General features: G+C 45.2%; 16 protein-coding genes and 2 pseudogenes. 8 read left to right on the forward strand and 10 right to left on the reverse strand.

The window, feature by feature from the left end:
* Window positions 1-73: 73 nt before the first annotated feature.
* The 6 genes from HWQ47_RS21650 to nagB form a co-directional block, all read right to left on the reverse strand.
* A complete protein-coding gene (locus HWQ47_RS21650; RefSeq protein ID WP_269968075.1) occupies window positions 74-754 on the reverse strand; it encodes a nitroreductase family protein in 681 nt (226 codons plus the stop codon).
* Window positions 755-897: 143 nt separating this feature from the next.
* Window positions 898-3,045, reverse strand: a complete 2,148-nt coding sequence (locus HWQ47_RS21655) for a TonB-dependent siderophore receptor (protein WP_269968076.1) — start codon at window positions 3,043-3,045, stop codon at window positions 898-900.
* A gap of 121 nt (window positions 3,046-3,166) precedes the next feature.
* Window positions 3,167-3,700 carry an SRPBCC family protein gene (locus HWQ47_RS21660; protein ID WP_269968077.1) on the reverse strand — a complete coding sequence of 178 codons (534 nt, stop codon included), beginning with the start codon at window positions 3,698-3,700 and terminating at the stop codon, window positions 3,167-3,169.
* Window positions 3,701-4,055: 355 nt separating this feature from the next.
* Entirely contained in the window at window positions 4,056-4,538 is a 483-nt protein-coding gene (locus HWQ47_RS21665; RefSeq protein WP_269968078.1) for a hypothetical protein, read from the reverse strand.
* Between the two features lie 9 nt (window positions 4,539-4,547).
* On the reverse strand, window positions 4,548-6,674 hold the full coding sequence (locus HWQ47_RS21670; protein ID WP_269968079.1) for an LruC domain-containing protein: 2,127 nt from the start codon (window positions 6,672-6,674) through the stop codon (window positions 4,548-4,550).
* A 639-nt stretch (window positions 6,675-7,313) separates the two neighbouring features.
* On the reverse strand, window positions 7,314-8,105 hold the full coding sequence (nagB, locus tag HWQ47_RS21675; protein WP_269968080.1) for a glucosamine-6-phosphate deaminase: 792 nt from the start codon (window positions 8,103-8,105) through the stop codon (window positions 7,314-7,316).
* 289 nt (window positions 8,106-8,394) lie between these two features.
* Between nagB and HWQ47_RS21680 the strand changes: the two genes are divergently transcribed.
* From HWQ47_RS21680 to HWQ47_RS21705, 6 genes and pseudogenes are all read left to right on the forward strand, one after another.
* Complete coding sequence (locus HWQ47_RS21680; RefSeq protein ID WP_269968081.1) at window positions 8,395-9,012, forward strand: pseudouridine synthase; 618 nt, start codon at window positions 8,395-8,397, stop codon at window positions 9,010-9,012.
* Window positions 9,013-9,019: 7 nt separating this feature from the next.
* Window positions 9,020-9,224 (forward strand): annotated as a pseudogene (locus tag HWQ47_RS21685) (pseudouridine synthase); the annotation flags it as partial.
* A gap of 35 nt (window positions 9,225-9,259) precedes the next feature.
* Complete coding sequence (locus tag HWQ47_RS21690; RefSeq protein WP_443020103.1) at window positions 9,260-9,436, forward strand: hypothetical protein; 177 nt, start codon at window positions 9,260-9,262, stop codon at window positions 9,434-9,436.
* A gap of 35 nt (window positions 9,437-9,471) precedes the next feature.
* On the forward strand, window positions 9,472-9,648 hold the full coding sequence (locus tag HWQ47_RS21695) for a hypothetical protein (RefSeq protein ID WP_443020104.1): 177 nt from the start codon (window positions 9,472-9,474) through the stop codon (window positions 9,646-9,648).
* 7 nt (window positions 9,649-9,655) lie between these two features.
* A pseudogene (locus HWQ47_RS21700) lies at window positions 9,656-9,860 on the forward strand (pseudouridine synthase); the annotation flags it as partial.
* 40 nt (window positions 9,861-9,900) lie between these two features.
* Window positions 9,901-10,986, forward strand: coding sequence for a PQQ-dependent sugar dehydrogenase (locus HWQ47_RS21705; protein WP_269968082.1), 1,086 nt, complete (start codon window positions 9,901-9,903; stop codon window positions 10,984-10,986).
* 162 nt (window positions 10,987-11,148) lie between these two features.
* On the opposite strand, the gene lysS is transcribed toward HWQ47_RS21705, so the two are convergent.
* The gene (gene lysS / locus HWQ47_RS21710; RefSeq protein WP_269968083.1) at window positions 11,149-12,654 is read right to left on the reverse strand and encodes a lysine--tRNA ligase; all 1,506 of its coding nucleotides are present in this window, start codon (window positions 12,652-12,654) and stop codon (window positions 11,149-11,151) included.
* Between the two features lie 56 nt (window positions 12,655-12,710).
* Window positions 12,711-13,809, reverse strand: a protein-coding gene (gene prfB / locus HWQ47_RS21715; protein WP_269968084.1) for a peptide chain release factor 2 whose coding sequence is annotated in 2 segments (ribosomal slippage) — window positions 12,711-13,733 and window positions 13,735-13,809 — 1,098 coding nt in all. Because the reading frame shifts where the segments join, the coding sequence is not laid out codon by codon here.
* A gap of 284 nt (window positions 13,810-14,093) precedes the next feature.
* Here prfB and HWQ47_RS21720 point away from each other — a divergent pair.
* A complete protein-coding gene (locus HWQ47_RS21720) occupies window positions 14,094-15,077 on the forward strand; it encodes an ion channel (RefSeq protein ID WP_269968085.1) in 984 nt (327 codons plus the stop codon).
* Between the two features lie 307 nt (window positions 15,078-15,384).
* Window positions 15,385-19,689: a formate dehydrogenase subunit alpha gene (gene fdhF / locus HWQ47_RS21725; RefSeq protein ID WP_269968086.1), complete on the forward strand. Its 4,305-nt coding sequence runs from the start codon at window positions 15,385-15,387 to the stop codon at window positions 19,687-19,689.
* Window positions 19,690-19,908: 219 nt separating this feature from the next.
* Here the strand turns inward: fdhF and HWQ47_RS21730 are convergent, their stop codons facing one another.
* Entirely contained in the window at window positions 19,909-21,318 is a 1,410-nt protein-coding gene (locus HWQ47_RS21730; RefSeq protein WP_269968087.1) for an 8-oxoguanine deaminase, read from the reverse strand.
* Between the two features lie 122 nt (window positions 21,319-21,440).
* The gene (locus tag HWQ47_RS21735) at window positions 21,441-22,793 is read right to left on the reverse strand and encodes a nucleobase:cation symporter-2 family protein (protein ID WP_269968088.1); all 1,353 of its coding nucleotides are present in this window, start codon (window positions 22,791-22,793) and stop codon (window positions 21,441-21,443) included.
* Window positions 22,794-22,881: the final 88 nt, after the last annotated feature.

Consider the following 22,881-nt stretch of genomic DNA (forward strand, 5'->3'; position numbering starts at 1 on the left):
AAGGTTAACCCGTCAATTTTGGAGGGATATTATAGCAAAGAAGTTTGTAGGATTGGGATCCGCTAATATAAATTCACATAAAGGTGCTGACATCTGCAAGCAACTTCTTCTTAGTTGCATGGTCAGGTATGCTCGCACCTTCGTCTGGGTAGCCTGCCACAATCAACATATAGGGGCGATCAACATCGTTATCGCGGCCACACACTTTGCTGAGAAATGACATAGGTTTGGGGGTGTGAGTCAAGGTGCCAAGGCCTGCATGATGCAGGGCTTGCAATAGAAAGCCGGTAGCGATACCGACAGATTCATGCACATAGTAATTAGTCTTGCTGTCATCATTATCCATGCCACCACGTTTTTGCGAAAACACAGCAATAAGCCAAGGCGCACGTTCCAGATAAGACTTATTAGCATCCGTCCCCAAAGGTTTCAACGCATCCAGCCACTCATCCCCACCTCGTCCCTCATAAAATGAACGCTCTAACGCCTCAGCTTGTTGCCTAATCTGAGCCTTAACTGTTGCATCGCTAATTGCCACGAAATGCCAAGGTTGGTGATTGGCTCCACTTGGCGCAGTTGCAGCCGTTTGAATGCACTGCTCGATAATGGCTTGGGGCACAGCTCTATCTGAAAACTGGCGAATACTATGACGACGCTTAACTTCTTGATAGTGAGCTTGTGCTCTGGCAAGCATCTCCTCTTGACCATACTCAATAAAATCTATCAGAGGATGGTGCGTTTCAGTCTCTTTCATGGCATGCCTTATTTTATTCTTTTGTTATTGTTTTTTAACGTTAACAAAATAACAGTAAAAGGCCAGTAACAGTTTGTTATAACATTAGCAGTACAGATAAAAATGGAGCCTTTAATCGGCTCCATTTGCTCATTTCAGCAAAACTAGAACTTATATTTAACGTTAGCAGTAACCGTTCTTCGCTGGCCGTAGAAACAGTCACCGCGGGCCAAACAACTGGTAATAACAGTTTCGTCAGCGACGTTGTCGATATTTAGACTCAGATCGAATGCGCTAAACTCATAACCTAGCATTAAATCAAACACGTGATACGCCTCAGTATTTAATGCTGTATGTACTCGAGTGCCACTAGGCGTTAAGACATCGACACTGCCATCGGAGGTTTCCCCTACATAACGGAAACCAAGTCCGGCTTTGAATCCATGCCAGAAAGATTGCGGACGATAAGTCACCCAAGTGGACAGCATATGATCAGGCATAGCAGCAAGCTTAGCGCCTACCTCGCCTACTTTGTTGGTATGTTTTTCTGAGTCGGTATAGGCGTAACTGGCGTAAACATCGACCTCCTGCCATTCAAGTTGGGCTTCCAACTCTAGGCCCTGGATCTGAACTTCTCCCAGTTGACGTGTTAAATTAGGCCCATCAGATTGTTTACGGTTTTTATCACTAATGTCAAAAATCGACGCCGTTAACAGATGCTCAGTGCCTGCAGGTTGATATTTCACTCCGAGTTCATATTGCTCCCCCTCTTGGGGCTTAAATGGGGTGCCGATCTCATTTGAACCATAGATCGGCTGGAATGATTGTGAATAACTAACGTAAGGAGCAATACCTGAATCGAAACTATACATCAATCCTAAACGGCCTGTCGTTGCACTCTGAGCTTGCTTGCCATACTTTGTTGTATTCGACTCAACTCGGTCATGACGCAGTGCTCCGCTCACAATAACCTTACCGAGTTTTATTGAGTCCTGAATATATATCCCCAACTGATTGTTGTTTTCACCCGGCGTGTCAGGAATATCATCCCCTGTAGGCAGTGAGCCAGTATTAACACCGTACTTAGGGTTGTAGAGATCAAGTAAACCACCCGCTCCGGGAATATAAAGACGGTCAGTATCAGTATCAACATCCTGATAATCAATCCCAAACGTTAAGTTATGCTCAACAGAGCCGGTATCAAACTCAGCTTGCAAGCGCAGATCCGACGTCAAGGCTTGCGCACTGGAATCACTCATGCTGACATTGCGCAAAATTGAGCGACCATCATCCTGAAACTTTGGCGGCCAAGCATACATGGTACGATAGGTCGCTTTGCTGTCCACATAGCGACTACTCCAATATAACGACATATAGTCATTGAGCTCCTGCTCAAGTAGAAGAGTTACCGATTTTTGTTCAGTATCATATTGATCCCAGCCCGGCTCACTGATAAAACGAGAACTTGGGATTTGACCATTGGGAGCCGGTAATAGTGTGCCTTTATGGGGAAAAAATTGCGTGCTTGAACCTGATTCGTTTTTTTGCAAATTTGCCAGTAAAGTCAGCTTAGTCGTATCGGTGGCATACCAAGTGATTGCCGGTGCGATAAAATAGCTATTATCATCGACATAATCGGTTTGGGTTTCACTATCTCGATACAAACCGGTCAGACGATACAACACAGACTCATCATCATTGAGTGAGCCTGTAATATCCCCAGCTAACTGCTTACGATTGTAGTTACCCACCTGCGCCCAAATCTCAGCTTGTTGCTCAGCTTCTGGACGCTTAGTCACCATATTGATGATGCCACCTGTTGAACCCTGACCGTAAAGCACCGAAGAGGGACCTTTTAAAATTTCAATCTGTTGCAACATGTAAGGGTTAATCCGGACGTTATTATAATTACCGAACATCATCTGCAAACCGTCCTGATATTGCAGTGGCGACACGCCTCGAATTTGTGCCCAATCCCCTCGAGTATCGACGCCATATGGACCATTATAAACACCCGCCACATAACCAATGGCATCTTGAAGGCTTTCAGCCCCCAGATCAGCTATTCGTTTATCCGTTAATACCGAGATTGAAGAGGGCGTTTCGATAATTGGCATATCCGTTTTTGATGCCGATGCGCTCACATAAGAGATAAGGCCTTTACCACTAATGGTGATCACCTCCATCTTCGCATCTTGAGTTTTATCTACTTGTTCATCTGCTTTAGTTTCTGCCGCGAATACCAGGCCAGACAAAGAAACAGCGAGTGCGATTAACAATGTCGGATATCTTAACTTGAATTTTTGGTCCATATTTCTGCCTCGAGTACCTGTAAGGGAAGCTCCTTGTAAAATGTAGCGAGACAGTAATTCAGTTGATAATGATTATCAATTGCATTTACATTGTTGAATCCATTATTGGAAAGCCCAGACTTTAGTTTTCCATAATCTCCTTCAATGATGCTAACCCCTGAGATAGGTCTTTGGTTATCATGGCTTCAATGTCCATAAACATCAGCATCAGGTTCATCGGATAGTCCATATGCCCTTTAAAGCCCCAAGTCACCCTTGTGGTATTTTGAGAGATAGCTTCACAGGACATAAAAGCTGGGGATACCGCTTCAAAAGGAGAGAAAAACCTAAGTTCATAACCTATCCGCTTTCCGTCCCCAATGCTCATTATCTCCTGCTCACCGATGCCAACCTCTTCATGTAAACTTTCCCAAGCAGAAACAAAACCTACACTTGCGTCTGTGCCGCGATAACTCTTTATCATCTGAGGATCCATCTTTGCCCAGACGCTAAAGTTGTCTTGATTCTTAAGGTACTTTATATAATCAAAGACCTCAGTAACAGGTTTATCAATAATGACTGAGGTTGTCACCGCATAATCTTGTTTAACAAACAGAGCGATGATTAATGGCAACGCAATAATAAGACTTAGTAAGATTAATATTTTCTTCAACATACTCTTCTCCGCTTAAAATGCCCCTATTACCCAACATAAAAGAATGTCAATCGTTTAGCAAATGTGGCCTATATATGTAAAAGAGCATAGAGCAATTGCGCATTTTTGCTGGAAGTTTATCTGAAAAAACAGACTGAATAACCTAGATTTGTCGGTGAGTCACGATTGTGGTTATGAAGTTTTCCCATCAGAATTAAAATCGACTCTGATATTTGTTTCTAGTTTATATCCAACCACTTGAAAGTGTAGAGTTCAGTGGAAATTCAAAGCGATTTAGTTCAGAAATTGATTGTAGGTAATGGTTTTCAACTGAGATTAAATGCCTCCCAGCGGAGGCATTTAATCAACACGTTATTTAGAGTACAGCGTTTACCACCCCATTAACGATATCTAACTGCTTTTTAACTTCGCTTCCTATCGCAGCCGGATACCAGATCTCAACCCAAACTTTATCCAAATGATTTGGGATCATGATGTTACTTTTGAATTCTACACCCACATTCATTGGCGTGCGGATGATTTGAGAATTGTAGTCGACAACCCCATTATTAAATCCAGTGTACACCGACATAAATCCCCGTTCACTTTGTGAACTTGCAACGGAGAGGTTGAAGGCGACCTCTCGTTCAGTGGTGAAATCAAATCCATCAGGGATTAATAAGTCACTGGTATTTACTAGTATCGATGTTTCATCTCCACTGTCAGGTGGCGTCGTTACTGGTGGAGTAACAACTGGTGGCAGACTAACAACTTCAGGCGTCGACTCCTCACCTCCCCCACCACAAGCTGAAAGAAAAACGAGGGTTACAGTGCTTAATAATAGATTAATCGTTTTCATATATCCTCCTTATTGGTCATCTGTCGTTGTCCAGGTTTTACTAGCATCAGGGTTGAGATACCAAGTTTGCTTAACTGTACCACCTGAGGTTGCCCATTCTGCAAAGTCTGGATACACATGGCTAATATCAACGTACTCTGATGGATGATTCCAAGGGACAGAAATCAAAATCCCCCATGGCAAGTTTCCACTGGTACGATAGTATTTACCGCTTGTTGGGTCTGAATCATCTTGAGCAATACCATAGTAGTCTGAAACCAAGGTTCCTCTGGTTGTAGGTGGAAAGTCAGCAGTGTGAATTTCTAACTCTTTTCCTGGAGGACTAGAGAAGCTAGATCCATGATAAAGTCCCTCACCCGGTCCGAAAATGAATGGATCATATCCCCCTAGAGGCATAACTGAACTCACACTCGGTTCATCACCCACATTAAACGGCAGAGAGATACTGAATGTCATTTGTTCAGCCTCTAGCGATGCACCGCAAGTAGGATTCGTACGGTGGAACAGACACTCTGGATTAATCGGTATATCGTTTCGTAGATTCAAAGAGGCAACGACAACAAGGTCTTGTCCAGCAGGTACATCTGCGTAGTCTTTCTCTTCACCTGTGAACGGCGAAATGTTTGACCTAGTGACTCCATTTTTCACCACACGAGACAACTGAAGGTTAACCTCTGACTCAACGAAACCTTCAAGTTTCCACCCTAAACCATTACCGTAAAATGCACCGTAAGCAGTAATATTGCCATTGATATCAAATCGTAATACTTTGTCATCTTTAATGATGATGGTTGTACGGTAATAGGTTACTACGTCGTTGACATCGAAATCGCCGACTTCGGGCCAGTTATCTTCAAAGGCTGCGGTGTAAAAACCTGAATGCTGAATAGTGGTACCTAAGTCAGTGACATTGAACACATAATCCTCTACTTCACCATCACCAACATAACCGCTGCTTGGTATATTAGGGCTACTAGAAACACGGAATCGTGTTTGGGCTTGTCCAACTACCGCATCGTCACCAACACGAATAGGGATAACCTGCAGCCCATTGCTGACCGCATAGTTAGTTATGATTTGCTCATCTTCATCAAAACTGCCATTCATATCCCAATCAGCCCAAGCTTGTAAGTAGCCTTCACCAAAGACACTAACATTTATTAGTGCATCTAAGCCTATTTCAAGGTTAGTTAGTAGCGTGATGCCGTCATCGTCGTTCCCATCTATATCTAAGTCATCACCTGATGACCCAAGACTCGGTTGACCATCATCATCAGCGTCAATGTTAGAACCTAGGTACAAACTAGTCGATATAGCGTGCTCAGCACCGTTGCTAGCTTGTAGCGTGTTGTACTCATTAGGCGCATCACCAAAGTCTGACGAATTAGAGCTGGTAACCGGATCGGTAAAACCACTTAACTCCCAGTTACCGTCAAAAGCAGAAAAAATAGGGTTTGGCAGGTAACTGTTGGAAGCTGTAACGGTTTCAAACTGAAGTGTTATTGCTGATGTGTTCTTGTATGTGAATTTTACGGCGCCAGATGTGTTTGTTTCACTAAAATTAGTGCCGGGGCCACTGAACAATACCGACAAACCATCGGCGCTTTCCTCTGCAGTGAGACTGGCAGCAGCGGTGCCTGTTTGGTAGCTGAAGAACCCTTCACTTTTGAAAACACGCACTTGTTCAGACTGTACGGATTCGCCATCGATGTCATAACCAATCATATCGAATTCTGGAATAGTGTAAGGCACCGAGAAGGTGGCAGAAAGGCCATCTGTACCATCAAAAAACTCAAATGTATAGATGAGGCCTGCAGCACCTGGAGCTGTGGTTTCATAGAGAAAACCAATATCTCCCTGAGGCTCTCCCGCGCCCTCTTTATAATTGGGGGTATGATAAAGGAAGTTAGCTTCACCAAATATCGAGCTGCTCACCTTGGCATCAATAGTTTTTCCGTTATGAGTTCCTACGTTGAGAAAACGCATGATAGGACCATCATAGGATGGTCCAAAACCAGTGGATACATTGGTGGTTTCCATTTGGTTAGAGAAATCCAAGTCTACCGATTCTGCTGCGATAGGAATACTAACAACACTCAGGAAAGTAAGGGACATAAGTTGATATCTATATTTCATAATAAACCTCTACTTTAATGAGGGAGCAGTCCCTCAATACAATTGGTAGTTCCATGTACTTGAGATCACAGCTATAAATAAACATCACTAGAGTAACTGGAAAATGAAATCCGCTTGGCAACCTGGGAAGACCTCCACTACGAGCCAAGTAAGATAATGCTTTCATTTAAAGCCCCGTTAAAATCTAGGTATTAGAGCTAAGCAAGGTGCATACCAAGAAATTAACTGACTGAAGAAGCTAACTTTTTTATTTTTACCAGAGATAATAAGTCAGCTTTGAACTGTTTAAATTTCAAAATGAAAAGCAAGTTGCAAAGCGAAAAAGGTCAATATTAAAGTAACTACTTCGATTAGCTGAAATGAGGAATGAAGGTAATATGAACTTTATGAGGCTAAATAAAATTGCCAATAACCTGAACCCATTGTCACTAATTCAGGTTATCCTGAGCGATTCAACAGCGCAGGCTTTGATAAAGATAAGAGACTCGTTAGTCACTTTTAATTGGTTTGTCAGCACCCGATGAGTCACTCAACTACTCTTATATTTCGTTGTTGTAAAGTACACACCCACAAAAAAGGACAGCCTCAGCTGTCCTCATTTAACTTAATAACTCCCGTATTAACACTGGGAATTAGCGACTACAACTCTAAACGTGCCATCAACTTCTGATTTTCACTTTCTATATGCTTATAAAAATCGCGATCTGACAACTTAGAGGCTGCTGCTTCATCAATCACAAGCACTGCATTTTTATGAAGTTGCAATGCAGAAGCGGGACATGATGCAGTAAGTGCGCCTTCAACGGTCGCTAAAATCGCATCCGCCTTGTTTTCACCCGTCGCCAATAACACTACTTTCTTCGCATCCAAAATGGTACCAATTCCCATGGTAATCGATAGGTGCGGTTGGTATTCATCTGCAGCAAAAAAGCGGGCATTATCCTCAATGGTTGCTTTAGTCAGAGTCTTAACTCGAGTGCGTGACATCAAACCTGAAGAGGGTTCATTAAAGCCAATGTGTCCATTACGTCCAATGCCTAGAAGTTGAATATCGATTCCTCCAGCAGCTTGAATTTTTTCTTCGTAACCATCACAAGCTTGGATTGGGTTTTCAGCATCACCTGGTGGCACAAATGTCTTCGCTTTATTGATATCAATATGATCGAATAACTGCTCATTCATAAAGTAGCGATAACTCTGTGGGTGACTCCCTTCCAACCCCAGATATTCATCTAGATTAAAGGTAGTCACATCTTTAAAAGAGATCTTGTTCGCCTTATTAGCCTCAATCAAGCCTTGATATAGAACTAAAGGGGTTGAGCCCGTAGCCAACCCTAACACTGAGTCGGATCTGTTCTGCAGTTGTTTAATAAAAATATTGACGCCATACTCGGCAACTTCAGCACTATTTTTTAAGATAACGATTTGCATTATATAGACTCGCTTTAACGTAGAGCTCAGCTCAATAAAAGTGAATAATCGGTTTAAAGCCAGAACAATATAACATGAGTATCAATCTCACGTTTTTATCCTGCTACTGAAGACGCGATAGTTGCTAACCCTAGCATTTTGTAACATTACTATAACCCCAAATGACAACGCTGTCATTTGTTATTAGCTATCAATCTCAATCATCCAAATAACTCAATAGGATGGCGCCGCATCTTTATACTTAGTTAAACGTTATAATAGTGCATCTTTTTGATTAAACTATGCCACCATGCCTGATGAAATAACCCAAGTTACAACTAATTCACTTGAAGAGCGTCATCACCATTATAAAATCTTTAAACCCCACGGCTTTCTCAGTCAATTTGTACCTGAAACCAAAAAGAATAAAAAACTGTTAGCTGAACTCGCCGACTTTCCTCTAGGTACTATGGCAATTGGGCGCTTAGATCATGACTCTGAAGGACTGTTATTACTAACAACTGATGGCATGGTTAGCCATCAAGTACGAAGTAAGAAAGTAGAGAAAGAGTACTATGTTCAAGTCGATGGCGACATAGATGACCAAGCTATTACTCGTCTTCAACAAGGTGTAGAGATTGGTATCAAGGGCAACAAATACCTCACACTTCCCTGTAAAGTATTCAAGCTAGATACTGAGCCTGACTTACCGGAAAATGGTCGTAGAGTAAGAGATCCAAGACACGGACCTATGAGCTGGATTTCAATCACCATCAGTGAAGGTAAAAACAGGCAGATCCGCAAGATGACTGCAGCTGCAGGCTTTCCTACCATGAGATTAATCCGAGTACGCATTGGCGATATACATCTATCCACTATGCAACCCGGTGAGGTTATCGAGCTTGCTGAAATAACCAATGTGTTGTAACTGCTAGCTAAGAGGTCCAAGACACGGAACCCTCATTGAGTTGGATCTCTATCACCATCAGTGAAGGTAAAAACAGGCAGATCCGCAAGATGACTGCAGCTGCAGGCTTTCCTACCATGAGATTAATCCGAGTACGCATTGGCGATATACATCTATCCACTATGCAACCCGGTGAGGTTATCGAGCTTGCTGAAATAACCAATGTGTTGTAACTGCTAGCTAAGAGGTCCAAGACACGGAACCCTCATTGAGTTGGATCTCTATCACCATCAGTGAAGGTAAAAACAGGCAGTTCCGCAAGATGACTGCAGCCGCAGGCTTTCCTACAATGAGATTAATCCGAGTACGCATTGGCGATATGCATCTATCCACTATGCAACCCGGTGAGGTTATCGAGCTTGCTGAAATAACCAATGTGTTGTAACTGCTAGCTAAGAGGTCCAAGACACGGAACCCTCATTGAGTTGGATCTCTATCACCATCAGTGAAGGAAAAAATCGGCAGATCCGCAAGATGACTGCAGCCGCAGGCTTTCCTACCATGAGATTAATCCGAGTACGCATTGGCGATATGCATCTATCCACTATGCAACCCGGTGAGGTTATCGAGCTTGCTGAAATAACCAGTATGTTGTAACTGCTAGCTAAGAGGTCCAAGACACGGAACCCTCATTAAGCTGGATCAGCATAACAATCAGTGAAGGTAAAAACAGGCAGATCCGCAAGATGACTGCAGCCGCAGGCTTTCCTACCATGAGATTAATCCGAGTACGCATTGCCGATATACATCTATCCACTATGCAACCCGGTGAGGTTATCGAGCTTGCTGAATACCATAGCTTCAAGTAGTTTAAGTTTACTTAACAGATAGCCATGGAGTCACAACTTGATGAAGTTATTATTAATAGTCATCACAATATTGCTGCCTACTTTTTGTTATTCACTGCCTTTAGATAAGATTGCTTTACCACCGGGTTTTGCAATCGATGTATATGCTGAAGGAGTTGATAATGCCCGTCAGATGGCACTAGGCAACAAGGGCACCTTGTTTGTTGGCAGTCGTAAAGCGGGTAAAGTTTACGCGTTAATTGATAGCAACAATGATAAACAGGCCGACCAGATCATTGATGTCGCGAACAAACTCTTTATGCCCTCTGGGATAGTTTATTATCGAGGCGATCTTTATGTCGCTGAGGTCGATAAGATATGGCGTTACCCAAATATTGAAGCCTCACTTCCCGAGATCCCAACACCTGAACTCGTTTACAACCAACTTCCCGACAGACCACATCACGGCTGGAAATTTATCAAGTTTGGCCCAGATGGTCAGCTGTATATTCCCGTAGGGGCTCCCTGTAATGTATGTGAAAGCAAGCCCCCTTTTGCCAGTATTATTAAGTTAAATCTCACCAACAAAACCACTAGAGTGGTGGCCTCTGGGGTTAGAAATAGCGTTGGTTTTGATTTTCATCCCCAAACCGGCGATTTATGGTTTACCGACAATGGCCGTGACATGATGGGCGATGATCTGCCCGATGATGAACTCAACCATGTGTCGAAAGAGGGACAATTTTTTGGTTTTCCCTATATCCATAATGATGATATTCAAGATCCCAAATTTAGCGCCTCTGAGAAAGTGAAACAAAATCGCAAACCCGCCTTAAAACTGGGCGCTCACGTGGCCTCACTCGGTATGGAGTTCTATCAAGGAAACATGTTTCCTGCAGAATATAAAAACAATATTTTTATCGCCGAACACGGCTCTTGGAATCGCAGCAAAAAAGTAGGCTATCGTATCGTTCAGGTGATACTTGAAGGAGATAAGGTAGTTAACTCAGAGGTCTTTGCTTCAGGTTGGCTACAAGGGGAAGAGAGCTGGGGCCGTCCTGTCGCTGTGCTCACCATGCCCGATGGTTCTTTATTAGTTTCAGATGACGCGGCTGATGCGATATATCGTATTAGTTATAAAAAGTAAGCCACAAAAAAACCAGCCAATTGGCTGGTTTTCAACAAGTAACCAGTTAAGGTCACGAGCTCAAATGATTAAGCTTCAGGACGCATTGCAGGGAACAAGATCACGTCGCAGGGATTGATGTAAGCTGAGTGTTGGTTTAACAACACTCAGCTAATCTAACCCCTAAGCTTCTGGACGCATCGCTGGGAATAGGATCACGTCTCTAATTGTATGCGTGTTAGTAAACAACATCACTAGACGATCGATACCGATCCCTTGACCCGCTGTTGGTGGTAAGCCGTGCTCTAATGCTCTGATGTAATCAGCGTCATAGAACATAGCTTCATCATCACCCGCATCTTTCGCATCAACTTGCGCTTTGAAGCGATTATCTTGATCTTCAGCGTCGTTAAGCTCAGAGAAACCATTGGCAACTTCACGGCCGCCGATAAAGAACTCGAAACGATCAGTGATGAAATGGTTATCATCGTTACGACGTGCAAGTGGAGAAATATCAGCTGGGTAGCCTGTGATGAATGTAGGCTGCATAAGTTGAGTCTCAGCAGTTTCACCAAATATCTCTTCAAGTAGCTGACCACACGTCCAGAACTTCTCGATAGTCATGCCTAAGCTTTTAGCCAAGTCACGCATAAACTCAACATCTTTAACTTCTTCATAAGTCATAGACTGAATAGTCGCGTTATCTGGGTTGTACTTCTTAATCGCATCTAACATGCTAAGACGAGCGTATGGACCACCAAAATCAACAGTATGCTCACCATACGGAAGCTGTGGAGAACCACATAAGTCAATTGCGATAGAGCTTAGCATCTCTTCCGTTAGATCCATTAGATCGTTAAAATCTGCATAGGCCATGTAGAATTCCATCATAGTGAATTCTGGGTTATGGCGTGGAGACAAACCTTCATTACGGAAGTTACGGTTAATTTCGAACACACGCTCAAAACCACCCACAACTAAACGCTTTAGATAAAGCTCAGGTGCGATACGCAGGTACATCGCCATATCAAGTGCGTTATGATGTGTCTCAAAAGGACGTGCCGTTGCGCCACCAGGGATGCTGTGCATCATAGGCGTTTCAACTTCCATGAACTCTTTCTTCACCATGAAGTTACGGATAGCCGACACCACTTTAGAACGCATGATAAAGGCATTACGCGACTCTTCATTCACAATCAAGTCAACATAACGCTGACGATAGCGAGTCTCTTGGTCTGTTAGACCGTGGAATTTTTCAGGAAGTGGACGCAGTGCTTTAGTCAGCAACTGGTATTGCTCCATGTTGACATACAAGTCGCCTTTACCTGAAAGGTGTAGTTGACCAGTCACGCCGATAATGTCACCAATATCTAGACCTTGAAATCTCTCTTTAAGATCTTTCTGAACGTCTTTACCTGCATAAGCTTGGATACGACCGCTGACATCTTGGATCACTAAGAAAGGACCACGTTTCGCCATAATACGACCAGCGATACTGCGCTGGATCTCCATGCCTTCAAGCTCTTCTTTGGTATTACTACCATATTCAGCCTGAATATCTGCCGCTTTATGTTTACGATCGAAGTTATTCGGGTGACCGTTTGCAGGGCAGTTTGCGCGAATGTGCTCAAGCTTGGCACGACGCTCTGCAATTAACTTATTCTCATCTGGTAATACTTGTTCAGTCATCTTCTTCTCTCGTAAATGTTACGGTTCACACGTTAAAATTAATTAGTTTAAAAGCTTTATAAACCAGACTTTAGACTGGCCTCAATAAACTTGTCCAGATCGCCATCAAGCACGCTCTGGGTATTTCTGTTCTCGACACCAGTACGCAGATCTTTAATACGTGCATCATCGAGCACGTATGAACGGATCTGGCTACCCCAGCCAATATCTGATTTAGCGTCTTCCGCCAGCTGCTTATCAGCATTTTGCTTCAGCATCTCTAACTCATAGAGTTTTGCTTTCAACTGCTTCATCGCGGCATCACGGTTTTTATGTTGCGAGCGATCATTTTGACACTGCACAACAGTATTGGTCGGTACATGAGTAATACGAATAGCAGATTCAGTCTTGTTGACATGCTGACCACCCGCCCCCGAGGCGCGGTAGGTATCAATTCTCAAATCTGATGGATTAATCTCAATCTCAATAGAATCATCGATTTCAGGGTAAACAAATACTGAACAAAACGAGGTGTGACGTTTACCTGACGAATCGAAAGGCGATTTGCGCACTAAGCGATGTACACCCGTTTCAGTGCGTAATGATCCAAACGCGTACTCACCGGTAAACTTGATGGTTGCACCTTTGATACCAGCAACATCACCATCAGTGACTTCCATAAGCTCAGGCTTATAGTCATGGGCATCACCCCAACGCAAGAACATACGCAGTACCATATTGGCCCAATCTTGCGCTTCAGTTCCGCCAGAACCAGACTGAATATCTAAATAACAATTGGCAATATCATTAGGACCGGAGAACATACGACGGAACTCAAGCTCTTCAAGACGCTTCTCTAACGCATCGAGTTCTGAGCTTGCATCGTTAAACGTCTCTTCATCCTCTTCCTCGACAGCCAACTCAACTAAGCCTTCAACATCTTCAAGACCCGAATCCATATCATCGATAGTCTTAACCACTAACTCTAAAGCTGCACGTTCTTTACCTAAGGCCTGAGCATTCTCAGGATTGTTCCATACATCGCTACTTTCAAGTTCAGCACAAACCTCTTCTAGACGCTCTGACTTGGCATCATAGTCAAAGATACCTCCGCAGTAGAAGGGTGCGTTCGGCAAGATCTTTAATTTTAAATTTAACCGGATTTACTTCAAACATTACTCTTCTACTCAAATAAGTTATACCAAAACCACTTCAAGACTCACAACTCAACTTGTCGAGGTAACTTGGGGATAGATGTGACTACAACCAGCTATTTTAACTCAATAGTGGCATTTCGACTAGAGCAGGATCGAGATGAATTGCGGTTATTTCAACCTTCATAAATCTTAAGCTAGCAATATTATTCTTAAGAAAGCAGCAACACAGCACTGTTTATTTATGCTTTTAATCAAGGAGTAATAAAAATCACAAATTCCAAACCCCATGTCTATACTTTCCTAATGAATGAAAAAAACCCCACATGCTGTTATCACGAAGAAGAAGGTTTCTCCTGCAATGAGCCAGCCGAACCCTCAGGTTTATGTTATTGGCACGATCCTAAAATAGTCAAAAATGCCCCTGACGACGTGCAAAAACTTGAAGATTTTGCCAGAAATGGGGGCATGTTACGTGGCATAGCACTCAAGCGTGCCGTATTACCTGGGATAGATCTTGTCAGGCATCACCAAAAAGTAGGCTTTGATATGACCCACGCCGAGTTATATCGCGCGGATCTCCAAGGGGCTCATCTTTTCAATCTCTGTTTACATAATGCCAGCTTGATGAAAGCTGATCTCAGAGACTCTAACCTCCACTTCGCAAATTTAATCGGCACCAACCTACTTGGTATAAAGTGGAACGGTGCCAAAATTGAGAATATCAATACAGGTAAACGGATCAAACAGGAGGTACTCGCACTCGAAGCGGACCGGCTGGGCGAGCGAGAGATAGCGAATGACTATTTTGAACAAGCTGAGGAGATATACAGAGATCTTCGTAAAGCTGCTGAGCGTGAAGGGCTATTTGCCATGTCTGGTGACTATATTCGTAAAGAACTCACTATGCGTCGTCACCAAATGCCTCAATACAGTTATAAACGAATGGTATCTAAAGTTATCGATGTTTTCTGTGGTTACGGCGAAGCCCCTTTGCGTGTCATTGGCTTCTCGATGGGACTTATCATGGTCTGTGCCATGCTCTATTTTTTTACTGGATTGAGTTACGGTACTCAACTGCATCAATTTCAGATGAGCAATGATTTCCACACCAACCTTTATCTGTTTTTCAACTGCATCTATTATTCCGTTGTCACCTTCACGACCTTAGGCTATGGAGACTTTACCCCTGTGGGGTTCTCTAAAGTCATCGCTGCGATAGAGGCATTTACCGGGAGCTTTACCATAGCGCTGTTCGTGGTGGTTTTTGTAAAAAAGATGACTCGTTAATATCAATTAGGCACTAGAACTTTAGTGATGAATAGCCATTGATTTAAGCTCATCTGTGCCAAGTTCAAATTTCAATAATCAAGCAAGGTTACGTCGAGCACACTCCCCTAGCTATTTGTGATACCCACTGCAAAATCATCTTATAAATTGACAGGTTAGACCCGTTCTGAAAACCGTCTTAGTTATACTCCCGCCACTCTATTCTGCCTCCTATAAATAATGGTCTACGGCTATCGGCTAATCCAGAAAAGACCTCTGTACCAACTCAAGCGAAAGGCAGGAAAGCCCAAATAACTAAGGTATCACCATGAAAGCGCTAATAATTGATGGTCTGCTGCTATCGGCTAATCCAGAAAAGACCTTGTTCGACATTGCCAAAGAAGCTGATATTACAATTCCTAACCTATGCCATCAGCGCAATGACGCAGATTTTTCCACAAACAAAAATCAGAAAAGCCACTGTAACTTGTGTCAGGTGGAAGTACGCATTTCAGGGATTCACCCGCAAGGTAAAGCTGTTACTGTCAGAGCATGTGATACCCAGCTCAATTCTCTCTATTCAAGTGATGAACAGACGATAGAAGTTATCACCCAATCTGCCCATCTGAGTTTACTAAGACAAACCGCACTGACCGAAATTCTAAGTGATCATTTTGCCGATTGCGAAGCCCCTTGTCAGCAGGCTTGCCCCGCTGGCGTCGATGTACAGTCATACCTGTTTCATATCGCCCAAGGCAATCATAGAGAAGCGATTAAAGTCATTAAGCAAACGCTGCCACTGCCGCTCTCTATCGGACGAGTCTGTCCGGCATTTTGTGAAGCTGAGTGCAGACGCGGCTTAGTCGATGAGCCTGTTGCCATAAGACAGCTTAAGCGCCACGCCGCCGATCTCGACCTGAACGACAGCGAGAGCTATGTACCACCAAGAGCCCCAGCGACGGGTAAAAAAGTGGCCATTATTGGTAGCGGTCCCGCAGGTATTAGTGCCGGATATTTCCTGTCAAACGCAGGCCATGAAGTCACCATTTATGAAATGATGCCCAAAGCGGGCGGCTGGTTACGGTACGGCATTCCTGAATATCGCTTGCCTAAAGCGATCCTCGACAAAGAGATCGACCTCTTGTGTCAAAATGGCTTAAACATTGAAACCAATATCAGGTTGGGCCATGAGATCCACCTCTCGCAACTGGTAGAGGACTTCGACGCGGTTTGTCTCGCCATCGGCGCGCAAAAAGCGGTACCGATGAACTACCCAGGCTCCGATCTTAAAGGCTGCTATTTAGGCGTCGACTACCTTAAAGATCACTGCTTAGATAAAACCTATACCACTGGCAAACGCGTGGCCGTTATTGGCGGAGGCAACACTGCCATCGATTGTGCCCGCACCGCCAAGCGTGAAGGCGCCGACGTCACCTTGATCTATCGCCGCACCAAGGAAGAGATGCCAGCGGAAGATTACGAGATAGTCGAAGCCGAACACGAAGGCATAAAGTTCCATCTCCTTACCAATCCAATTGAAAACCACGGCGATGAGCATGGCCGCGTTAAGAGCGTGACTTTTGAGAAAATGGCCCTTGGCGAGCCCGATAGCTCTGGCAGACGCGCTCCCGTTCCTACTGGTGAAACCTTCACTCAAGCGTTTGATACCGTGATCCCCGCAGTGTCTCAGACACCGGATATGGATTTCCTTAACGATCCCCAAGGTCAGCTATCAACCGGTAAGCTTGCCCTCACCCGCTGGAATACTTTCCAGGGATGTGACTACACCATGTCTGCAGGCCAGTCATCAGGCACCGACAAACTGTTTGTACTTGGCGATTCACGCACAGGTCCCGCAACTGCTGTTGCCGCTGTCGCCGACGGTCGTAAAGCCGCTATCGCCATCGAGAAGCTGCTCAATCAGGGCCTGACGTGTGAACTGACAAAGTTTGAATTCAATGCCACTAAGGCGACCAAAACAGCCTCACTGTCGGCAGACTTGTACCCCCACACCAAAGTCGAAGCTAAGGCCAAAATGCCAGAGCTTAACCTGTCACAAAGACTGGGGAGCTTTAGCGAAGTCGAGCTAGGTTTTGCAAACGACGAAGCCATGAAAGAGGCCGCGCGTTGCCTTGAGTGTGCCTGCCAGGCCAATACCGATTGCAAGCTGCGCGATTATGCCACCGAATATAAAGTCGACAGTAAGTCGTTAGCGCCCCAAAGCTCAGCGGAGGCGCCGCGTCAGTTTAGCGTCGATAACTCCAGTCCCTTTATCACTTTCGATGCTAACCGCTGTATTAGTTGCGGCGCCTGCGTCGATATCTGTCATAGTAAGTGCGGCCATAGTGCCATTAGTTTTGAGTCTGAAAACCACTATCAGGCATTACCCAGCTCAAGCTTATCATCAGAGCGCCGTGCACCACGTGTCGGCTTTAACACCAGCATGAAAGACAGTGATTGCGTGCAGTGTGGTAGTTGCGTGCAAGTGTGCCCAACGGGCGCACTGGTCGATGCCAGAGACAAGACTCAGGGCGTGACCGATAAACTCAACCAAGTATCCACCGTCTGTACCTACTGTGGAATAGGTTGCCGTCTGATCATGCATGTGGACACAGCAAACAACACCATCAAGCACATCAGCGGCGATAGTAACTCGCCTGTTAATGACGGTATGTTGTGCGTTAAGGGCCGCTTTGGTTTTGATTTTATTGGTAGTGAGCAAAGACTCACCCAGCCACTGATCCGCAAAAATGGCGAGCTTGTTGAAGTGTCTTGGAATGAAGCCATCGATTATATCGCTGACAAACTCAGTAACATCATAGCTACCCACGGCGGTGATGCCGTTGCTGGACTAGCCTCAGCCAAAGCCACCAATGAAGATAACTACGTCTTCCAAAAGCTGTTTAGAAGCATTATCGGCACCAACAATATCGACCACTGCGCCCGTCTTTGTCACGCATCCACTGTAACCGGCTTGTATGACGTACTCGGCAGTGGTGCGATGACCAATGATATTCCTGACATTAAAGAGTCGGATCTGATCTTTATCCTTGGATCTGACACCAGCAATGCCCACCCAATCATTGCTTCAAAGATTAAGCAAGCGATCCGCAATCATGGTGCGCGCTTGGTCGTGGCCGATCCTAAGCGCGTCGATATCTCTGATCACGCCAAGCTCTATATGTGCCACAAGCCAGGCACCGATGTGATGCTACTTAACGCTATGATGCAGCAGATCATCAAGCATAACTGGCATGATAAAGCCTACCTTGAAGCCAGAGTCGATGGTTTTGAAGCGCTCCGCAGCGAGGTTATGAAAGAGAAATACTCGTTAGCCAATGCACAACTCATCACCGGCGTCGATGGGGCTGAAATTGCCACCTTGGCCAAGATGATAGGTACCGCCCAAAAAACAGCAGTCTACTATGCCATGGGTATTACCCAACATACCTCGGGTCATGACAACGTCACTGCCATCGCCAACTTGCAACTCCTGTGTGGCAATATCGGCGTACGCGGCGCAGGTATCAACCCACTGCGCGGCCAGAGTAATGTTCAAGGAGCCTGTGATATGGGCGCCCTACCCAACTACTTCTCTGGCTACCAAAAGGTCGACGACCCAGCGGTGCAGCAACACTTCAAGCAAGCTTGGGGCAATGAGACGCTGCCAAACAAAATCGGCTTAGCCGCCACAGAAGTGATGCAGGCACTGACGAAGGGCAAGCTCAAAGCGCTCTATGTTATGGGTGAGAACCCAGTGCTAAGCGATCCCGATCAGGCCCATGTGGTCGAAGCGCTAAAAGAAGCCGAGCTATTGATCGTTCAGGACATCTTCTTAACCGAAACCGCCGCCATGGCGCATGTGGTCTTGCCGGCATTGTCGTTCGCCGAAAAATTGGGCCACTTCACCAACACCGAGCGCCGCGTGCAACAACTGCAGGTTGCCGTAAAGGCGCCAGGCATTGCCAAGCACGACTGGAAGATAGTGCAGAGCATTGCCAATGCATTGGGGGCCAATTGGGACTATACGGATGAGAAACAGATTTGGCATGAGATCACCCAAGTCACGCCGCAATATGGTGGGATTAGCTGGGAGACGATGGATCCAAACACCAAAAAAGGTATCGCAGGCCTGCAATGGCCTTGTCCAGAGGTAGGTCATCCCGGCACACCAATACTGCACATGAAAACGTTTACTCGCGGCCGCGCCCAGATGAGAGCCATGGATTATCGATTGCCTGCCGAGCCTCCTTGTGGTGAGTACCCGCTAACCCTGTCAACCGGACGTTTACTGGAGCAGTTCCACACCGGCACCCTGACCCGCAAGACAGCCGGACTCGATGAGCTAGGAAAACCACGGGTGATGATCTCAGTCTATGACGCCGAGAAGCTAGGTATCGCTAATGGTGATATGTTGCGCATTAACTCACGTCGCGGTGAGATTGAGATAGCCGCGTTTGTCACTAAACGTGCCCAAGTTGGCGTCTTATTCCTGCCGTTCCACTTCGCAGAAGCTGCAGCCAATAAGCTCACCATCAATGCCCTCGATCCTGTCGCCAAGATCCCCGAATTTAAGATCTGCGCTATTAAAGTCGAAAAGGTTAAAGAAACCAACAAGCTTGAAACTGAGTAGGGGGAGCTAACTCTTGTATAGATTCTGGCTTGATCGTCAATAAAACTTGAGCCGTTTCATCCCCATTGTGAAATGCCGAGGAGCTGATATCCCCACGAGTCTTTCACTTCATGGGGATACTCTAAGCGACTAGCCTTGGTACCCGTGTTAGGTACCAGTATTAGACCAAGCCAAAAATCATCATATATATGCCAGCTGCACACTGAACCTCCCTATGCACTAAGCTTTAGCTGCCAGTGCATAGGCGTGTTCTTGATGTTGTTGGCGTAATCTTGCTAAATCTAGACTTGGATTAACAATTTCCCCACTTTGCACGCGCCAAACTCCCGCGACCATCACTGCATCGGCGTGATGAGCACCACAAAGAATCGTAGCAGCAAGCGGATCATGGCTGCCTGAGAAGCGGCAATCATCAAGTTTAAATAGTGCTATATCAGCTTGTTTACCTACCGCTAATGCGCCAATATCATCACGGCCAAGTACAGCTGCTGAGCCTGAGGTTGCCCATCTTAGTACATCTAAATGACTGATCTCATCAGCGGGATACTGCAATCGGTTCAATAATAGCGCTTGCCTGACCTCTTGGATCATATTAGAACCATCATTAGAAGCCGATCCGTCAACGGCGAGTCCCACATGAGCGCCAGCGCGCTCTAATGCCAGTGTTTGGCATATGCCTGAGGACAAGATCATATTGGACGTTGGGCAGTGGGCGATGCCGACTCTGGCTTTACCTAAGCGGCGAATTTCAGATGCACTGAAATGAATGCCGTGGGCGAGCCAAACGTGCTCATTAAGCCAACCTACAGACTCTAAATAATCTAACGGCCGCAAGCTAAATTTTTCGATACAAAAATCATTTTCATCATTGGTTTCAGCTAAATGAGTATGTAGGCGCACATTATAAGTGCTGGCCAGTTTTGCGGTCGCTTGCATCAATTCGGTAGTGACGGAGAAGGGCGAGCAGGGGGCCAAAGCTATTTGGATCATGGCGCCTTCACGCCTGTCGTGGTAGCGTTTTATTACTCGTTCACAGTCGGCTAAAATTTGCTCATCCGTTTGCACTGTTTGTTGAGGTGGCAAGCCGCCATCTTTTTCACCTAAGCTCATAGAGCCTCGGGTTAGCATAACGCGTGCGCCCATCTTGGTTGCAGCGTCCACCTGAATATCCATAGCCTCAGTGAGTGCATCGGGATATAAGTAGTGATGATCGCTAACCGTGGTGCACCCCGATAATAATAGCTCGGCTAAACCTAAGGTGGTAGCAGAGGCTAACATGTCAGGTTGCAGCCTTGCCCATACAGGATAAAGGGCTTTAAGCCAGGGAAATAGCGGCTTATTTAACGCCGCTGGTAATGCGCGAGTCAAGGTTTGATAGAGATGATGATGAGTATTAATGAGGCCGGGCATCACGACATGCTTAGCGGCATCGAAACTTGAATCATAACTCAGTGTTGGAGTAGCGCCATTTGGCACTAATTCGACAATTCGGTCATTCTCGATGACCACCCCACCTCGGGCATCCTCATTGTTTGCGGTGTATATGGCTAACGGGTTTTTAATCCATAATCGTCTGGATCTTGATTGAGTTATTGACTGAAAGCCTGGTTGAGAACTTATGTGAGACATAGAACTTCCTATACTTTTCCAATAAAACCCAGACACATAAGTGAATTTTGATATGTCTGGGTTATTGATGTCAAATGACATGAATTTATTATCTTAATTGTTAATCCGTTTCTTTTTTTGTGCTATTTTTCGAGCTTACTCAACATAGAGGTGGCGGTCATAATTTCAGATTCATCCTGTTGTAGTTTGGCTTTTTTTGATCGAGGTAATAAGGCATTAAGTACCACTGTCACCAATGTCCCGGTAGTGATGCCTGAATGGAGTAACATTTTGAGTTGCTCAGGGAAGTGCTGTAATAGATTAGGCTCAAAGGTAACCGCCAGCCCTGAGCTTAATCCAACACAGATAATAATTGCATTACGGCGAGAATCCGCGGTTTTAACCAACATGCGAATACCAGCATAAGCTATCATACCAAACATCACAAAGCCCACGCCACCGAGTACGGGTTTAGGTACCGTCACGGCTAAGGCGGCAAATTTAGGAAATAAGCCTCCCAAAATAAGCAGCGCGCCTGTCACTGCCACCACATATCGACTCGCCACACCGCTGATGCCAACAATGCCCACATTCTGGCTAAAACTCGCGACAGGCAGCGCGGTAAACATGGCACTAAAGGTACTGCCTAAACCATCGCCAAGTAAACCTCGCTTTAAGTCTTTGCCCGATATGGGTTCATGGCAATTGCTACCCAACGCCATAAAGTCACCCGTGGCTTCGGCAACAATCACGATATACACCAAGGCCAAACTAATAATGGCGGAAAAGGAGAAGGTCATACCATATTTAAACGGCTCAGGTGCTGAGAACCAGGCCGCCTGAGTGATCTGATTCATGTCCACCATGCCCATAAAATAGGCGAGGACATAACCAACGGCTAAACTGATCGCAATGGCTGATGCCGACACGGCACCTTTGCAAAATAAGGTTACGCCGATGACGACCATCAGGGATACTACGGAGAGAAAGACTTTAGGTAACGAGGCAAAGTCAGGGTGCCCAGCGGGAGCATCGCCAATCCAGCCCATGGCGACAGGGAGAATCGTGAGACCGATTAAAGTCACGACTACGCCACTGACTAGAGGTGGAAAGAGTTTGCGGATAAAGTCCATATAAAAACTGGCAATAATGACCATAAATGATCCCACAAATGCGGCCCCCATGATGGCGGCCATCCCCCCTTCCATGCCGATGGCAATACAGGCGCCAGGAAACGCAAAACTGGTACCCATCACGACAGGCAAGCGGATCCCCACAGGGCCAAAGCCAATACACTGAACTATGGTCGCCACGCCAGAGACAAATAATGAAGCACTGATAAGAACAACGATTTCATCAGGCGGAAGGCCCAAAGCCCCTCCCACAATCAGTGGAACAGTAACGATACCGCCTATAGACGCCAACATATGTTGGATAGCAAGTAGTAAGGTAACACCTGTAGGAGGTAGATCATTCACTTTATACAGTAACTTCATTTCAAGCCCTTAATGTGATGACGCACGTTGAACCCTATACCTTGTGCTCTACATTTATGTTCTCGGCACTTAGTTATAAGATTCGGTA

This window comes from Shewanella sp. MTB7 (assembly GCF_027571385.1).
Taxonomy (GTDB): Bacteria; Pseudomonadota; Gammaproteobacteria; order Enterobacterales; family Shewanellaceae; genus Shewanella.

What these genes read in the sequence shown, in the direction of transcription:
- HWQ47_RS21650 (WP_269968075.1), bottom strand. Translation starts at nt 754, where the DNA reads ATGAAAGAGACTGAAACGCACCATCCTCTGATAGATTTTATTGAGTAT.
- HWQ47_RS21655 (WP_269968076.1), bottom strand. Translation starts at nt 3,045, where the DNA reads ATGGACCAAAAATTCAAGTTAAGATATCCGACATTGTTAATCGCACTC.
- HWQ47_RS21660 (WP_269968077.1), bottom strand. Translation starts at nt 3,700, where the DNA reads ATGTTGAAGAAAATATTAATCTTACTAAGTCTTATTATTGCGTTGCCA.
- HWQ47_RS21665 (WP_269968078.1), bottom strand. Translation starts at nt 4,538, where the DNA reads ATGAAAACGATTAATCTATTATTAAGCACTGTAACCCTCGTTTTTCTT.
- HWQ47_RS21670 (WP_269968079.1), bottom strand. Translation starts at nt 6,674, where the DNA reads ATGAAATATAGATATCAACTTATGTCCCTTACTTTCCTGAGTGTTGTT.
- nagB (WP_269968080.1), bottom strand. Translation starts at nt 8,105, where the DNA reads ATGCAAATCGTTATCTTAAAAAATAGTGCTGAAGTTGCCGAGTATGGC.
- HWQ47_RS21680 (WP_269968081.1), top strand. Translation starts at nt 8,395, where the DNA reads ATGCCTGATGAAATAACCCAAGTTACAACTAATTCACTTGAAGAGCGT.
- HWQ47_RS21705 (WP_269968082.1), top strand. Translation starts at nt 9,901, where the DNA reads ATGAAGTTATTATTAATAGTCATCACAATATTGCTGCCTACTTTTTGT.
- lysS (WP_269968083.1), bottom strand. Translation starts at nt 12,654, where the DNA reads ATGACTGAACAAGTATTACCAGATGAGAATAAGTTAATTGCAGAGCGT.
- HWQ47_RS21720 (WP_269968085.1), top strand. Translation starts at nt 14,094, where the DNA reads ATGAATGAAAAAAACCCCACATGCTGTTATCACGAAGAAGAAGGTTTC.
- fdhF (WP_269968086.1), top strand. Translation starts at nt 15,385, where the DNA reads ATGAAAGCGCTAATAATTGATGGTCTGCTGCTATCGGCTAATCCAGAA.
- HWQ47_RS21730 (WP_269968087.1), bottom strand. Translation starts at nt 21,318, where the DNA reads ATGTCTCACATAAGTTCTCAACCAGGCTTTCAGTCAATAACTCAATCA.
- HWQ47_RS21735 (WP_269968088.1), bottom strand. Translation starts at nt 22,793, where the DNA reads ATGAAGTTACTGTATAAAGTGAATGATCTACCTCCTACAGGTGTTACC.